16 protein-coding genes and 1 tRNA gene are annotated in these 13,956 nt (G+C 69.2%); 14 read left to right on the top strand and 3 right to left on the bottom strand.

Features of this window, described 5'->3' with window-relative positions; translation table 11 throughout:
• The first annotated feature begins 47 nt into the window (after window positions 1-47).
• The 6 genes from SACAZDRAFT_RS15170 (at window position 48) to SACAZDRAFT_RS15145 (ending at window position 5,014) form a co-directional block, all read left to right on the top strand.
• Window positions 48-476: a hypothetical protein gene (locus SACAZDRAFT_RS15170; RefSeq protein ID WP_005443128.1), complete on the top strand. Its 429-nt coding sequence runs from the start codon at window positions 48-50 to the stop codon at window positions 474-476.
• A gap of 28 nt (window positions 477-504) precedes the next feature.
• Complete coding sequence (locus SACAZDRAFT_RS15165) at window positions 505-945, top strand: hypothetical protein (protein WP_005443127.1); 441 nt, start codon at window positions 505-507, stop codon at window positions 943-945.
• A 30-nt stretch (window positions 946-975) separates the two neighbouring features.
• Window positions 976-1,851, top strand: a complete 876-nt coding sequence (locus SACAZDRAFT_RS15160; RefSeq protein WP_005443126.1) for a bifunctional DNA primase/polymerase — start codon at window positions 976-978, stop codon at window positions 1,849-1,851.
• A complete protein-coding gene (locus SACAZDRAFT_RS15155) occupies window positions 1,851-3,305 on the top strand; it encodes a DUF3631 domain-containing protein (protein WP_005443125.1) in 1,455 nt (484 codons plus the stop codon). Before SACAZDRAFT_RS15160 ends, SACAZDRAFT_RS15155 begins: the two co-directional genes overlap by 1 nt.
• Before the next feature lie 156 nt (window positions 3,306-3,461).
• Entirely contained in the window at window positions 3,462-3,650 is a 189-nt protein-coding gene (locus SACAZDRAFT_RS15150; protein ID WP_005443124.1) for a helix-turn-helix transcriptional regulator, read from the top strand.
• Window positions 3,620-5,014, top strand: coding sequence for a tyrosine-type recombinase/integrase (locus SACAZDRAFT_RS15145; RefSeq protein WP_232286280.1), 1,395 nt, complete (start codon window positions 3,620-3,622; stop codon window positions 5,012-5,014). The genes SACAZDRAFT_RS15150 and SACAZDRAFT_RS15145 overlap by 31 nt, the downstream gene beginning before the upstream one ends.
• Before the next feature lie 131 nt (window positions 5,015-5,145).
• Here the strand turns inward: SACAZDRAFT_RS15145 and SACAZDRAFT_RS15140 are convergent.
• Window positions 5,146-5,227: transfer RNA gene (locus SACAZDRAFT_RS15140), tRNA-Tyr, on the bottom strand.
• A gap of 116 nt (window positions 5,228-5,343) precedes the next feature.
• On the opposite strand from SACAZDRAFT_RS15140, the gene SACAZDRAFT_RS15135 reads away from it, so the two are divergent.
• The 3 genes from SACAZDRAFT_RS15135 (at window position 5,344) to rfbA (ending at window position 7,776) form a co-directional block, all read left to right on the top strand.
• A complete protein-coding gene (locus SACAZDRAFT_RS15135) occupies window positions 5,344-5,835 on the top strand; it encodes a YajQ family cyclic di-GMP-binding protein (RefSeq protein WP_005443121.1) in 492 nt (163 codons plus the stop codon).
• Between the two features lie 216 nt (window positions 5,836-6,051).
• Window positions 6,052-6,744: a DUF4232 domain-containing protein gene (locus SACAZDRAFT_RS15130; RefSeq protein ID WP_005443120.1), complete on the top strand. Its 693-nt coding sequence runs from the start codon at window positions 6,052-6,054 to the stop codon at window positions 6,742-6,744.
• Window positions 6,745-6,894: 150 nt separating this feature from the next.
• On the top strand, window positions 6,895-7,776 hold the full coding sequence (gene rfbA / locus SACAZDRAFT_RS15125) for a glucose-1-phosphate thymidylyltransferase RfbA (protein ID WP_005443119.1): 882 nt from the start codon (window positions 6,895-6,897) through the stop codon (window positions 7,774-7,776).
• A 28-nt stretch (window positions 7,777-7,804) separates the two neighbouring features.
• Here the strand turns inward: rfbA and htpX are convergent, their stop codons facing one another.
• On the bottom strand, window positions 7,805-8,668 hold the full coding sequence (htpX, locus tag SACAZDRAFT_RS15120) for a zinc metalloprotease HtpX (protein WP_005443118.1): 864 nt from the start codon (window positions 8,666-8,668) through the stop codon (window positions 7,805-7,807).
• Between the two features lie 240 nt (window positions 8,669-8,908).
• Between htpX and SACAZDRAFT_RS15115 the strand changes: the two genes are divergently transcribed.
• Genes SACAZDRAFT_RS15115 through SACAZDRAFT_RS15100 form a run of 4 tightly spaced genes read left to right on the top strand, consistent with a single transcriptional unit; the run spans window position 8,909 to window position 12,460 of the window.
• Window positions 8,909-9,922: a metal ABC transporter solute-binding protein, Zn/Mn family gene (locus tag SACAZDRAFT_RS15115; protein ID WP_005443117.1), complete on the top strand. Its 1,014-nt coding sequence runs from the start codon at window positions 8,909-8,911 to the stop codon at window positions 9,920-9,922.
• Window positions 9,919-10,713 (top strand): metal ABC transporter ATP-binding protein, encoded by a 795-nt coding sequence (locus SACAZDRAFT_RS15110; RefSeq protein WP_005443116.1) that lies wholly within the window; start codon window positions 9,919-9,921, stop codon window positions 10,711-10,713. The genes SACAZDRAFT_RS15115 and SACAZDRAFT_RS15110 overlap by 4 nt, the downstream gene beginning before the upstream one ends.
• The gene (locus SACAZDRAFT_RS15105) at window positions 10,710-11,597 is read left to right on the top strand and encodes a metal ABC transporter permease (protein WP_005443115.1); all 888 of its coding nucleotides are present in this window, start codon (window positions 10,710-10,712) and stop codon (window positions 11,595-11,597) included. The genes SACAZDRAFT_RS15110 and SACAZDRAFT_RS15105 overlap by 4 nt, the downstream gene beginning before the upstream one ends.
• On the top strand, window positions 11,594-12,460 hold the full coding sequence (locus SACAZDRAFT_RS15100) for a metal ABC transporter permease (RefSeq protein WP_005443114.1): 867 nt from the start codon (window positions 11,594-11,596) through the stop codon (window positions 12,458-12,460). Before SACAZDRAFT_RS15105 ends, SACAZDRAFT_RS15100 begins: the two co-directional genes overlap by 4 nt.
• A gap of 94 nt (window positions 12,461-12,554) precedes the next feature.
• Here SACAZDRAFT_RS15100 and ddaH read toward each other — a convergent pair whose 3' ends face one another.
• Window positions 12,555-13,367 (bottom strand): dimethylargininase, encoded by an 813-nt coding sequence (gene ddaH, locus SACAZDRAFT_RS15095; RefSeq protein ID WP_040927784.1) that lies wholly within the window; start codon window positions 13,365-13,367, stop codon window positions 12,555-12,557.
• Between the two features lie 86 nt (window positions 13,368-13,453).
• Here ddaH and SACAZDRAFT_RS15090 point away from each other — a divergent pair, with 86 nt between their 5' ends.
• Window positions 13,454-13,900 (top strand): Lrp/AsnC family transcriptional regulator, encoded by a 447-nt coding sequence (locus SACAZDRAFT_RS15090; RefSeq protein ID WP_005443110.1) that lies wholly within the window; start codon window positions 13,454-13,456, stop codon window positions 13,898-13,900.
• Window positions 13,901-13,956 lie beyond the last annotated feature (56 nt).

Here is a 13,956-nt window from a genome sequence, read left to right as displayed (position 1 = left end):
GCCCCTACCCACGCACAGTCACGCAAAGTAACGAAAGAGGTTCCGTGATGGGTTGGTTGTTCTCCACCCGCCGCGACCCCAACGATCCGCTGCAGCTACAGATCGCCGTCCACGAGCTCGGTCACGCGGTGGTCTGGAAGGCCGTCGGGTTCGTGATCAAGTCGGTCGTGCATGAGGGCGACAGCGGCTCTGTCGACGTCCGGTGGGATCCGGACAACCTCACCGGCTACGTCATCGGCTGCTGGGGCGGCTTCGAGGCCGAGCGGCGCTGGGCCCGCCTGCACGGCCGGTCCGCCCGGCGCACCAACTCCAGCCACGACATCGCCAACTTCCACCACGTCAACCGCGCCCTCGGCGCCCGTCGGCTGTCGGAGAGCAAGGCCCGTGCGCTGGCGCGCAAGCACGTCGACCGGCACTGGGCACAGATCCAACGCCGAGCACCGGAGCTGGTCCGCTCCGGCCGCATCTACCTCTGATCCCTGTCTCGCCCGAGGAGGCACGCGCATGCGTTTCGCTGCTGATGAAGACATCACCCGCTGGGTGTCGGCCTTCCACGAGGCCGGACACGCCGTCATCCACTGCGCCGCCGGTGGCCGGATCAAGCGCGCGGTGCTGACCGACGATGACAACGGATACGTCATCCCGGTCGAGGAAGAGCCGCACCCGGGCCGGTTGATGGACTGGCTGGCCATGATCCTCGGCGGACACGAAGCCGCCGCCCGGTTCCTGGTCAAACACGCCGGATACGGACTCAGCCACGCCCGCGCCACCACCCAGCCCGGTGCCCGCTCGGATCTGGCCGGGTTCCGCCGCTACGCCCGCGGCTCCGGCATCAGCGAAGCCGCCGCCCGCCGCGAGACCGAGAAGCGGGTGCGCCGGCACTGGAGCCGCATCGAACGCGCCGCGAAGAAGCTCCACGCCCGCGGCCGCCTCACCCAGGTCTGAACAACCAGCACCACGAAAGGAGCCGTGAGCATGTCCGGACACGATGTGCTACGGGAATGGGCGCTGTACTGCGCCGCGATGGGCTGGTACGTCTTCCCCCTCGTACCGGCCACCAAGCGCCCCGCCATCCGCGCCTGGGAGAACCGATCCACCACCAACCACGACCGCATCACCCGCTGCTGGGACAGCGGCGCGTTCAACATCGGCCTGGCCACCGGCCCGTCCCACCTGCTGGTGCTCGACTGCGACACCGTCAAGCAGCCGGGCGAGGTCGACGGCGCTGAGGCGTTGGCTGCGCTCGCCGCCGAGCGGGGCGTGGAGCTGCCCGCCACCTACACCGTGACCACACCCTCCGGCGGCCGGCACCTGTACTTCACGCTCCCGCCCGGGGTGCGGCTGCGGAACACCGCCGGACACCTCGCACCGCGGATCGACACCCGCTCCGGCGGCGGCTACGTCGTCGCCCCCGGCTCGACACTGCCGGAAGGCGGATACGAGCTGGAAGACGACACCGACCCCGCACCCTTGCCCGCCTGGCTGCTGCAAGCCCTCTGCGAACGCCCCACAACCACCTCGACGACGAGTGCGGGTCCGGTGGCGCGACCGAGCGCCTATGCCGCCAGCGCCCTGCGCGGCGAGTGCGACGAGATCCGCTCCGCCCCACCCGGCCGCCACAACGAAGTCCTGTCCCGCGCGGCGTACCGGGTTGGTCGCCTCGTCGGCGGCGGGCTGCTCGACGAGGCCCACGCCCGCACCGAACTCATCCAGGCCGCGCGAACGCTCGTCACCGCGGACTGCGGATGCACACCGCCCGAGGTCGCGCGGGTGGTCGACGCGGGGCTGGCCAAGGGCCGCACTCAGCCCCGCACCGTCACGTCTCGGCAGGGAAGCGAGGTAGCTGCCTGATGAGTACGCCTGATCCGCTGCTGTCGGCTATCGACGACGTCCTTGCCGACCCCGCTGCCGCGTGTGTGCAGTGCGGGCGAGACCGGGGTGAGTCGCCGTCGCCGGACTTCTGCTCGGAGAACTGCCAGACCGTCTGGCAGGCCGCCCACACCGGCACCCGCGAGGCCGTCGACAGCGGCACAGCCCCGAATACCGACGTACCCGAAGCCGCTCCCGAGCGCCCTCTGTCGTGGCTCGGCCCGCCGCCACCGGGTGAGGAGTCCGGGGCGAGCGTGCTGGATGCGGTGCGGGAGTTCGTGGCCCGCTACAACGCCTTCCCGAGCGAGCACTGCGCACCCATGCTCGCTCTCTGGTACGCCCATACCCACGCCGCCGACCACTTCTACGTCACCCCACGCCTGATCCTCGACTCCGCCGAGCCGGGCAGCGGCAAGACCCGCGTGCTCGAGGTCGCCCAGTTCCTCGTCCGCGCACCCGAGATGACCATCTCGGCCACCACCGCGGCACTGTTCCGCATGGTCGCCGACGGACCCGTCACGATCCTCTTCGACGAGGTCGACGCGATCTTCAACCCCAAGAACGGAGGAAACAACGAAGACCTGCGCGCGATGCTCAACGCCGGATACAAGCGCTCCGCGACGATCGCCCGCTGCGTCGGAGACGCCCGCGCCATGAAGGTCGAACGCTTCCCCGTCTACGCCCCCGCGGCGCTAGCCGGCATCGCCGGGCACATGCCCGCCACCATCACCACCCGCGCCATCACCGTCCACATGAAACGCCGCCGCGCCGACGAACACGTCGCCGAGTTCTGGGAGGAAGACGTCGAACGCGAAGCCCGCCCACTGCGCGAGCGACTGGCCGCCTGGATGGCCACCGCGGGCGAACGGGTCGGGGCGGCCCGGCCGACCATGCCACCGAGCGTGCGGGACCGCTCCGCCGAAATCTGGCGGCCACTGATCGCCATCGCCGACCAAGCAGGCGACCACTGGCCCGACACCGCCCGCGCCGCATGCGAGTACTTCGTCGCCAACGCCGCCACCCAACCCGACAGCATCGGCATCCGCCTCCTCGCCGACCTCCGCCAGCTCTACACCCAACACGACACCGACCGCATGACCACCGCCGACATCCTCACCGCCCTACACAACCTCGACGAAGCACCCTGGGCCGAACTCCACGGCAAACCACTCGACGCCCGTGCACTCGGCAAACTCCTCGGCAAGTACGGCGTCCGCTCTAGCAACCTCAAACGGCCGGGCGGCAGCGTCGCGAAGGGCTACCGCCTCGACGGCGACGGCGGCCTCGCCGACGCCTGGAGCCGCTACCTGCCCACAGCCGCTACCACCGCTACTGCCGCTACCCCGCAGGTCAACCCGGTAGCGGACCAAACCGAGGTAGCGGACACAAGCGCTACCGAAGGTCTGCCACCGCTTGGATCGCGTGGAGCCGGGTAGCGGATGCAGCCGCTACCACTTACATAGCCGCTACCGCTCTGACCAGCCGAGTAGCTGAGGTAGCGGACGTAGCGGCAAACAACCGCCGGAGAAAGCGCCCCGGCCTGCCTCTCCCCTCATTCACCACCACCGCCGTACTGAGGAGACCTCACCAGCATGGGCACCGAGCGCCGATACCTCACGCTCAAGGCTTTCTGTGAAGAACTGGGCGTAGCGAAGTCCACCTTCTACGACTGGTGCGCGAAGGGGCGCGCACCGCGCTACATCAAACTCCCGAACGGCGAAATCCGAATTCGCCGCACCGATCTCGAAGCATGGCTCGAATCCCGCGAGGTTGCCGCTTGATGGATACCAGTCACAACGTTCGTATCTGGACGATTGAGCACATCCGAGGCAAACGCCGGTCGAGCTACCGCGTGCGTTGGGTGGTGGAGCAGCGCAGGTTCGGCCGCTCGTTCACGACGGCCGCGCTCGCCGACAGCTTCCGCTCCCGGCTCGTGTCGGCAGCCCGGAGCGGAGAAGCATTCGACGTCGGTAGTGGTCTTCCGGTCTCCATGGAACGGGAGCGCACCACGATGACGTGGTTCGAGTTCGCGTGCGCCTACATGGACATGAAGTGGCCTGACTGCTCCCCGAAGTACCGGAAGTCACTGGCCGAGTCATTGACGCGGATCACAGTCGCGCTGCTACACGAGAGTGCTTCTCTTCCCCAGGACAAGGCGCTACGAAAGGTGTTGATGGAGGAGTTCAACACGAAGACGCGAAGTGCCGAGCGGACGCCTGAAGCAGCGCGGATTTCCAAGGCACTCGCCCGCGCGAGCCGGAATGTCTCCGACCTCGCCAAGCCGGAAGTGCTCCGGGCCGTGCTGCGGGCACTCGACATGAACTTGGACGGCACCCGAGCCGCAGGTAACACCGTTCGTATCCGGCGAGTGGCTCTCGCGAACGCGATCGACTACGCCATCGAGAAGAAGCTCCTGTCAACGAATCCGCTCAACGAGGTCAAGGTCAAGAAGCGGCATTACGCATTGACCCAGGTGAACCCGGAGTCCGCGGTCAACCCGATGCAGGCTCGCATGCTGCTCACCGCCATCGACACGATCGGCAAGCAAGGCCCCAGATTGGTCGCGTTCTTCGCGTGCATGTACTACGCCGGACTTCGCCCGGAAGAGGCCGCCAACCTCAAGAAACAGAACCTCTCCTTGCCGGAGAAGGGCTGGGGCGACATTCACCTCGACGGCGCTCGGGCGGAGATCGGCAGGGAATGGACCGATTCGGGCGAGGCTAGCGAGGAAGGGCCGCTGAAACATCGGGACTCCAGCATGGGCCGAACGGTCCCCTGCCCACCTGTGCTGACGGAGATACTGCACGATCACCTGTCACGGTTCGGCACAGCGAGAGATGGTCGGCTGTTCCGGGGCGCCCGTGATGGTGGGCGGGTAGGAAGCACGGTTTACGGCAGGGTGTGGGCTGCTGCGCGAGCGAAGGTGTTCACGGCCGAGGTACTGGCGGGGCCTCTCGGTAAACGACCGTACGACCTCCGGCACGCCTGCGTGTCGACGTGGCTGAGCGGTGGCGTCGAGCCGACTCGCGTAGCGAAGTGGGCCGGTCACAGCGTGTCCGTGCTGCTGAAGGTCTACGCGAAGTGCCTCGACGGTGGCGAGCAGACGGCCCGTGAGCGAGCGGAGCGAGCGCTACACGGCTGGTGAACCGCCAGCCTCCTTTGGGGCACATATGGGGCAAGCACCCGGAGCGAGACGGACTCGGCCGGACACAGCCGGACCATACGACAACGCCCCGCCACCTGGTCTTCCCAGGTGGCGGGGCGTTTCGCCTGCTGTGGCGGGTGAGGGATTCGAACCCCCGTAGGCTGAGCCGTCTGATTTACAGTCAGATCCCTTTGGCCACTCGGGTAACCCGCCATGGCCGGTCAACCCGGCCGAGATCCAGGATAGCGAATGCGCAACTCGCCCGATCGGTGGGGTTGGCGGTGGCTAGGGTGGAGCCATCCAACAGCCGAAACGACGAGGTGTGTGACGTGGCCGATCCCTCTTTCGACGTCGTCAGCAAGGTCGACCGTCAGGAGGTGGACAACGCGCTCAACCAGGCGAGCAAGGAGCTGTCCACGCGGTTCGACTTCCGCGGTACCGGCGCCAAGGTCGAGTGGGCCGGTGAGCATGCCGTGACGATCGAAGCCGAGACCGAGGAGCGCGCGAAGGCGGCGGTGGAGGTCTTCAAGGAGAAGCTGATCAAGCGGGGCATCTCGCTCAAGGCGTTCGAGGCCGACGAGCCCGCGGTCTCCGGCAAGATCTACAAGGTCAACGGCAAGATTATCGAGGGCATCGAGGCGGACAAGGCGAAGAAGATCGCCAAGTTCATCCGCGACGAGGGCCCCAAGGGTGTCCAGGCTCAGATCCAGGGCGACCAGCTGCGGGTGTCCGGCAAGAAGAAGGACCACCTCCAGGACGTCATCGCGTTGCTGAAGAACGAGGACTTCGGCATCGCCCTGCAGTTCACCAACTACCGGTGACTCTCGGCGCGTGACCTGCGGTGATGCGCCCGTTCGGCGTGCCCGCAGGTCACGCGTTCGTCCCCCTTTCCCGACTCTGCGTGAACCGTCTCGCGAGTGACCGTCACCCCAGTGAACGTCCGGCGGTCCCTTCGGAGGGTCCTCCCTCGGCGAGGCAACCTTCCCGACTGGTTCGGACGTCTTGGTGTATGGACCCGCAAGAAGGGGGTGGCGATGATGAAACGCACCAACACAGCACAAGCGTTGCTGGCCGCGACAGGCATCGTGCTCGCGCTGGCAGGTTGTGGTTCCGGGGGCGGTGAGGCCCTCAACACCTCGCCGAACTCGCAGGCGGCCACATCGGAGGCCACGGCGGACGCCCCGCCGACCTCGGCGCGGGACAATCCCGACAGCACCGACCCCGGCGCCGACGACGTGGACGGCGACCGCGAAGCGGCGCCCGGGGCCGACGCGAAGCAGCCTCCGCCCGACCCGGACTACTGCGCCTCGGCGAACCTGTCGCTGTCGCTCGGCGAGGGCGAGGGCGCGGCGGGGACGGTGTACCGGCAGCTGGTCTTCACCAACGTCGGCGACATCCCCTGTGTCCTCCACGGATTCCCCGGTGTCTCGTACGTCGCGGGCGACGACGGTCACCAGGTCGGCAAGCCCGCCCTCCACAACGGCGAGAAGGGTGCCCCGATCACGTTGAATCCGGGCGACGTCGCCCACGCCGACGTGGGATTCACGCAGGTCGGCGTCTACGACGAGCAGGCGTGCTCGCCCACGGAGGTGCGGGGGCTCCGGATCTATCCGCCGCACGAGATGGCGTCGAAGTTCGTGGAGTTGCCCGGTACCGGCTGTGCCCGTACCGAGCTGGGCGGCGAGCAACTGACGGTGTCCAGCGTGAAGGAGGGGTCCGGCTACCGCTGAGCGGTGACGCCGACCGACCTCTGGTGGTGGTGGTGGTGTGCTTCGGCAGTCCGGTCCACTCGACTGTGACGCCGGCCGAAGCACACCGACCCTCTCCGTGACCGCGATACGCTGCCCACCGGCAAGGCCTCGAGACCCAGGAGAGTCGCATTGAAAGGCATCGTGCTGGCCGGTGGCAGCGGCACCCGGCTCCACCCGATCACCCAGGCGACCTCGAAGCAACTCCTCCCCGTCTACGACAAGCCGATGGTGTACTACCCGCTGTCGGTGCTGATGCTGGCGGGCATCCGGGAGATCCTGTTGATCTCCACTCCGAGCGATCTGCCCAACTTCCAGCGTCTGCTCGGCGACGGCACCCAGTGGGGTCTCGATCTGCGGTACGCGGAGCAGCCGAGCCCCAACGGCCTCGCGGAGGCGTTCATCATCGGCGCCGACTTCGTGGGTGACGACTCGGTCGCCCTGATCCTCGGCGACAACATCTTCTACGGACGCGGGTTCTCCGGCCTGCTGCAGGACGAGGTGGCGAACCTCGACGGCTGCGCGTTGTTCGGCTACGAGGTCAAGGACCCGCAGCGCTACGGCGTGGGCGAGGTGGACGCCGCGGGCACCCTGCTCTCGATCGAGGAGAAGCCCGCCGAACCGAAGTCGAATCTCGCCATCACCGGCCTCTACCTGTACGACAACCAGGTCGTGGACATCGCGAAGGGCCTCACACCGTCACCCCGCGGCGAGCTGGAGATCACCGACGTCAACCTCACCTACCTCCGCGAGGGCAAGGCGAGGATGCACACCCTGAGCCGGGGGTTCGCGTGGCTCGACACGGGCACGCACGATTCCCTGCTGGAGGCGGGGCAGTTCGTGCAGGTGCTGGAACACCGCACCGGCGTGCGCATCGCCTGCCTGGAGGAGGTGGCTCTGCGCATGGGGTTCATCACCGCCGACGAGTGCTACAGCCTGGGTGCGAAGCTCGCGAAGAGCGGCTACGGCGACTACGTGATGAAGGTGGCTCGCGACGCGGGCGCCGCGGCGTGAGCACCTGACCGACCCGCTCGCGGAGGCGTCAGAACGGCCGCCGCGCCATGTCCTCCAGCCTGCGCACGCGCTCCTCGATGGGCGGGTGGGTGGAGAAGAGCTGCGACACCCGCTCTCCGGGCCGGAACGGGTTGGCGATCATCAGGTGCGACTGCGAGACGACCTTGGGTTCGGGCGCCAGAGGTAGGGCCCTCGTGCCCTGCTGCAGCTTCCGCAGCGCGGAGGCCAGCGCCAGCGGGTCGCCGGTGAGTTCGGCTCCCGACGCGTCGGCCTGGAACTCGCGCGACCGGCTCACGCTCATGCGGATGATCCCGGCGGCGACCGGCCCGAGGAACACGAGCAGCAGGGTGGCCAGCGGATTGGCCCCGCCCTCGCGGTTGCCGCCGAACGCGCCGGCGAACATCGCCATGTTCGCCAGGAAGCTCACCACGCTCGCGAGCGCCCCGGCGACGCTGGAGATCAGGATATCGCGGTTGTAGACGTGGGAGAGCTCGTGCCCGAGCACGGCGCGGAGCTCGCGTTCGTCGAGCAGCCGGAGGATGCCCGAGGTGCAGCAGACGGCCGCGTTGCGCGGGTTGCGGCCGGTGGCGAACGCGTTGGGCGCCTGGGTGGGGCTCACGTACAGGCGGGGCATGGGTTGCCGGGCCGAGGTGGCCAGCTCGCGCACGATCCGGTACATCGCCGGTTGCTCGGCCTCCGACACCGGCCTGGCCCGCATGGCGCGCAGGGCAAGCTTGTCGGAGTTGAAGTACGCGTAGCCGTTGACGGCGAGCGCGATGACCAGGCCGATGACGAGCGCTCCCCGGCCGAACAGGCCACTGATCGCGATGATCAAGGCGCTGAGCAGGCCGAGCAGCACGGCAGTCTTCAACCCGTTGCGATGACTGTGCACGTGCTCCGCCTCCATTCGCGACACGGTGAGACAGGCGTTTCTCGAACCGTCCCCACGAGTCGAACGAGTCCGTCCGGGGTGGTGTTCCGAAGGTGTTCCGGATGTCACGGCAATCGTGACGTAGTACGCGGCTGGGTACCCGGCCGTGGGGGTCGTGTGCCGCGGTGCGTCCGGCATCACCCTGGCGACGGAGTTCGGCCTGCCTTATCCTGAGTTTCGGTACGGCGAAAAGAGGTGATCGTGGGGCTCGACGACGCGTTGTCACTCGCCCGGAGACGTCGGCGTTCCCGGCGCCGGGACGTGCGCGCGCTGGTGGCCGTCGTCCTGGCGGTCGCGCTCGCCGTGTCGCTGGCCGTGACCTACGCGCTCGGGCCAGGTGCATCGGCGTCGGCGGGCCAGGCGACGCGGTCCCCACTGCGGGTGGTCACCACCACGACGTTCCTCGACGACACCGTGCGCCGCATCGGTGGCGAGCACGTGTCCACGGTGCGCCTGATGGGCCCAGGCGTCGACCCGCACCTCTACCAGGCAAAGGCGAGCGACCTCTCCGAGATGCGCCACGCCGACGCCGTCATCGCCGTCGGCCTGTACCTGGAGGGGTCGCTGATGCGCACGCTGGAGGCTGTGGCCGAGAGTAAACCCGTGCTGTTCGCCGGCGAGGCCGTGCCCGAGCACCTGCTGCTGCCCCCACCGCCGGGCGCGGCGCCCGAGGAGGAACACGACCCGCACGTGTGGTTCGAGCCGCGGCTGTGGGTGCACGTCGTCGACGCGATCACCACGCGGCTCTCCGAACTCGATCCCGCCCACGCCGCCGACTACCAGCGCCGCGGAGCGGAGTACCGCGAGCAGGTCCTCGCGATGGACGGCCAGGTGCGCGCGCTGCTGAGCAGCGTGCCCGAACGCTCGCGCGTGCTCGTGACGTCGCACGACGCCTTCCGCTACCTCGGCAGGGCGTTCGACCTGGACGTGGTGGCGATCCAGGGCATCTCGACCCAGCAGGAAGCCAGCACCGCCGACATCGGCCGGGTCGCCGACGTGGTCACCGATCGTGACGTCGGCGCCGTGTTCGTCGAGACGAGCATGTCCGACCGGACGGTGAACGCCGTGCTCGCGGCGGTGCGGCAACGCGGCGGCGAGACGCGGCTCGGCCACCCGCTGTACTCCGACTCGACCGGCGAGGACGGCACCCCGGAAGGCACGTATCTGGGCATGGTCCGCGCCAACGCCGAACGCATTGCGGAGGGGCTGCGATGACGTCGACATCACGGGGAACGTCCCGCTGGGCACCGCGTCGCGCGGCCGAGCCCCGCACCGGCACCGCGCCGGCGTTGAGCCTCACCGGCCTCACCGTCGCTTACGGGGGCCGGACCGTGTTCTCCGACGTCGGCGTCGACATCCCGGCCGCCACGCTGACCGCGATCGTGGGACCGAACGGGGCGGGCAAGTCCACGCTGGTGAAGGCCGCTCTGGGGCTCGTGCCGTCGGTGCGGGGAACAGTGCGCCTGCTGGGACAGCCGCTGGCCCGGGTCCGTCGCCGGGTGGCGTACGTGCCGCAGCAGGACTCGGTGGCGAGCGACTTCCCCATCACCGCCGTGCAGGTCGTCGAGATGGGCCGCTATCCGCATCGCGGCTGGTGGCGGCGGCTCACCCCCACCGACGACGAGCTCGTGGCCGAGGCGATGGACCAGGTCGGGGTGGTCGACCTCGCCGACCGCCCGCTCGACGAGCTGTCCGGCGGACAACGGCAGCGGGTGTTCCTCGCGCGGGCCCTCGCGCAGCGCGCCGACCTGGTGGTGCTCGACGAACCGTTCACCGCCGTGGACGCGCGCACCGAGTCCGCGCTGCTCGACGTGCTCACCGACCTGTGCGCGCGAGGGGTGTCGGTGATCGCCGTGCACCACGACCTCCGCACGGTGCTGCGCCGGTTCGACCACGCGGTGCTGTTGGCGGGCGGGGTGATCGCCGACGGCGCCGTGTCGGAGGTCCTCACCGCCGAACACCTGGAACGCGCCTACGGCATGGCTCCCCTGGTGCTCGACTCATGATCGAAGCAGTGCTGGCCGGTCTGCCGCTGTCGTATCCCGACGCCGTCGTGGTGGTCGGGACCGCCGTCGTGGGTTTCGTGGCGGGCATCCTCGGTCCGCTCGCCGTGCTGCGGCGGCGCAGCATGTTCGGCGACGCGATGAGCCATGGCACGCTCGCGGGGGTCGCGGTCGCGTTCCTCGCCACCGGCGCGAAGGTTCCCGAGGTGCTGCTGCTCGGCGCCACCGCGTCGGCGGCGTTGGCGGCCTTCGCCATGATCGCGCTCGAACGGGTGGGCCGGCTCAGGCCGGACGCCGCCATCGGTGTCGTGCTCTCGGTGTCGCTCTCACTGGGCATCGTGCTCATCACCCACATCGCCGCGTCCGGCAACAGCAGTCAGGCCGGACTGACGAACTACCTGCTCGGCCAGACCGCGGGGATGTCGGAACGCGACATCGTCGTGGCGCTCGTGCTGGGAGCCGTGGGACTGGCGGTCGTCACGGTGGGCTTCCGGCTCCTGCGCAGCGCCGCGTTCGACCCCGGGTTCACGTCGGTCGCGGGCGTGCCGACATGGGTGGTCGACGCGGTGGGCACCGGGTTACTCGCGCTGGCCGTCGTGCTGGGCGTCCGCACGGTGGGCGCGATCCTCATGGTGGCGTTGCTGGTGGCGCCCGTGGTGGCCGCGCGGCAGGTGACGAAACGACTGTCGGCGCTCGTGCCCCTCTCCGGTGCCCTCGGCGCGGCCTGTGGAGCGTTGGGCGGGGTGCTGTCGGGCCGTGCGGAACTGCCCGCGGGACCGGTGATCGTGCTGCTCGCCACCGGTGTCGCGCTGCTGTCGGTGGTCTTCGCGCCGCGTCGCGGCGTGCTCGCCAGGATTCGACGAGGGCGGACGGAGCGTGCCACGTGAGCCCCGACGACGTGATGATCGTGGTGATCGCCGGGCTGCTGTCGACGTCGTGTGCGCTGCTCGGCAGCTTCCTGCTGCTCCGCCGTCAGGCGCTGCTGCCCGACGCGGTGAGCCACGCCGTGTTGCCGGGCATCGTGCTCGTGTTCCTGCTGACCGGCGACCGCGCGTCGGCGGCCACGGTGCTCGGCGCCACCGCCTTCGGTGTGGCCTGCGTGGCCGGGTCGGAATGGCTGCGGCGCACCGGTGTCGTGGCGAGCGATGCGGCGCTGGCGCTCGCGTTCCCCGCGTTGTTCTCGCTCGGCGTGCTGGGGATCAGCGGCTTCGCCTCGGGCGCGCACATCGACCTGGACTCGGCCATCTACGGCGACATCACGTTCGCCCCGCTGCGGACGGTCGACCTCCTCGGCACACCGGTGCCGACGTCGCTGCTGGTCACCGGCCTCACCGCGGTGTGCACGATCGTGTTCGTGGCGCTGCTGTGGCGCCCGCTGTCGGCGGCGACGTTCGACCCCGACTTCGCGGAGCTCTCCGGACTGCGCGGCGCGCTCGTGGGACGGCTGCTGCTCGTCGTGGTGGCGGGCACGGCCGTGGTCGCGTTCGACAGTGTCGGCGCGATCCTGGTGATCACGTTCTTCGTCGTGCCCGCGGCCACCGCCCGGCTGCTCACCCACCGGCTCGGGCCCATGCTCGTGGTCGCGGTGGCCGTGGGCTGGACCGGCTCCCTGACCGGTCACCGGGTCGCCCTGGAGCTCGACTCGTCCGTCCCGGGCACCATCGGCCTCGCGTCGGGCGCGCTGTTCGCGTTGGCACTGGCGGTGAACCGGATCGCCCGCCGCCGCAGCCCCACCGTGTCCGCGAGCTAGGCACGCGTGTCCGCACTTCCCGCACGTGTGTCCGCACCGTGCGACGCGAACACGCGTGCGCAGGGCGCGGACACGATGTCAGGGACCCACCGGGCTACTTGCGGATCTCCAGCGTGCAGCACTTCGGGCCGCCGCCGGCCTTGCGCAGCTCGGAGATGTCCACGAACACCGGCTCGTAGCCCTGAGCGGCGACCTTCTCGGCCAGCGCCGTCGCCTCCACGGGCAGCACCACGTGGCGCCCGTCCGAGATCGCGTTGAGCCCGAAGCAGCGGGCGTCCTCGGCGTCGGCCACGACCGCGTCGGGGAAGAGCCTGCGCAGCACGGCCTGCGACCCCGGTGAGAACGCCTCCGGGTAGTAGGCGATGTGCGCGGGGCGCTCGTCGGTGGCCTCCGACAGCACGAACAACGCGGTGTCGAGGTGGTAGTAGCGCGGATCCACCAGACGCAGCGACACCACCGGCACGCCCAGGACCTCCTGCGCCTCGGCGTGCGCGCCGGGTTCGGTGCGGAACCCGGCGCCGGCCAGCATCAGCAGGCCCGTCCAGGTGAAGTCGCCCTCCGCCTCGTTGGTCTCCTGCGGCATCGTGACGTCGCGGAAGCCGTTCTCGACGAACCAGCGGCGGAAGTGCTCGGCCTCGGCTGCGCGTTGCGGCTTCGCGAACTTCGAACCGAGCACGCGGCCGTCCACGACCGTGCCCGAGTTGGCCGCGAACACCATGTCGGGCAGTCCGGGTTGCGGTTCCACCTCGTCGACGAGGTGACCCAGCCTGCGGTAGGTGTCCCGCAATTCCGTCCACTGCCGCAGAGCGCGCTCCGGGTCCACGGGCACGTCGGGATCCATCCAGGGATTGATGGCGTAGTCCACGGCGAAGTACCGCGGTGGGCACATCACGTAGTGGCGAGGCATGGGTACGCGCATGTATCGAATGTATGCGCAGCGCATTACGGCGATCAATTGTGATTGGTTGCGCATCGGTATGCTATTTGTTGCGCATGAACCCGTTGGATCAACGTATCGTTTCGTGCCTCGTCGCGAACGCGCGATCGAGCTACGCGGAGATCGGCAAGGTGGTCGGTCTGTCGGCTCCCGCGGTGAAACGGCGGGTCGATCGCCTGCTGGAGACCGGCGTACTGCGTGGTTTCACCGCGGTGGTGGACCCGGAAGCACTCGGCTGGGGCACGGAGGCGTTCGTCGAGGTCCACTGCCACGGCAACGTCTCCCCTGCCCGAATCCGCTCCCATCTGGAGCCGTTGCCCGAGGTCGTCGCCGCGTACACGGTGTCGGGCGCGGCCGACGCGATCGTGCATCTGCGGGCGGCCGACATACACCACTTGGAGGACGCGTTGGAGCGCCTGCGAGGGTTGGAGATCATCGACCGGACGGTGTCCACCGTGGTGCTGTCGACGCTGCTCGAAAGGCCTCCGAACCCGGCCCACTGATTCCAGCGTCTGAGACGGGAGTATGGTGTTACCGCCGGTTACAGGTAAGCCGGATC

Origin of the sequence: Saccharomonospora azurea NA-128, assembly GCF_000231055.2 — a bacterium.
Taxonomy (GTDB): Bacteria; Actinomycetota; Actinomycetes; order Mycobacteriales; family Pseudonocardiaceae; genus Saccharomonospora; species Saccharomonospora azurea.
This window is presented reverse-complemented; position numbering and strand designations above follow the sequence as displayed.

What these genes read in the sequence shown, in the direction of transcription:
- SACAZDRAFT_RS15160 (WP_005443126.1), top strand. Translation starts at nt 976, where the DNA reads ATGTCCGGACACGATGTGCTACGGGAATGGGCGCTGTACTGCGCCGCG.
- ddaH (WP_040927784.1), bottom strand. Translation starts at nt 13,367, where the DNA reads ATGCCTCGCCACTACGTGATGTGCCCACCGCGGTACTTCGCCGTGGAC.
- SACAZDRAFT_RS15150 (WP_005443124.1), top strand. Translation starts at nt 3,462, where the DNA reads ATGGGCACCGAGCGCCGATACCTCACGCTCAAGGCTTTCTGTGAAGAA.
- SACAZDRAFT_RS15090 (WP_005443110.1), top strand. Translation starts at nt 13,454, where the DNA reads ATGAACCCGTTGGATCAACGTATCGTTTCGTGCCTCGTCGCGAACGCG.
- SACAZDRAFT_RS15165 (WP_005443127.1), top strand. Translation starts at nt 505, where the DNA reads ATGCGTTTCGCTGCTGATGAAGACATCACCCGCTGGGTGTCGGCCTTC.
- SACAZDRAFT_RS15145 (WP_232286280.1), top strand. Translation starts at nt 3,620, where the DNA reads ATGGCTCGAATCCCGCGAGGTTGCCGCTTGATGGATACCAGTCACAAC.
- SACAZDRAFT_RS15105 (WP_005443115.1), top strand. Translation starts at nt 10,710, where the DNA reads ATGATCGAAGCAGTGCTGGCCGGTCTGCCGCTGTCGTATCCCGACGCC.
- SACAZDRAFT_RS15170 (WP_005443128.1), top strand. Translation starts at nt 48, where the DNA reads ATGGGTTGGTTGTTCTCCACCCGCCGCGACCCCAACGATCCGCTGCAG.
- SACAZDRAFT_RS15155 (WP_005443125.1), top strand. Translation starts at nt 1,851, where the DNA reads ATGAGTACGCCTGATCCGCTGCTGTCGGCTATCGACGACGTCCTTGCC.
- SACAZDRAFT_RS15130 (WP_005443120.1), top strand. Translation starts at nt 6,052, where the DNA reads ATGAAACGCACCAACACAGCACAAGCGTTGCTGGCCGCGACAGGCATC.
- SACAZDRAFT_RS15110 (WP_005443116.1), top strand. Translation starts at nt 9,919, where the DNA reads ATGACGTCGACATCACGGGGAACGTCCCGCTGGGCACCGCGTCGCGCG.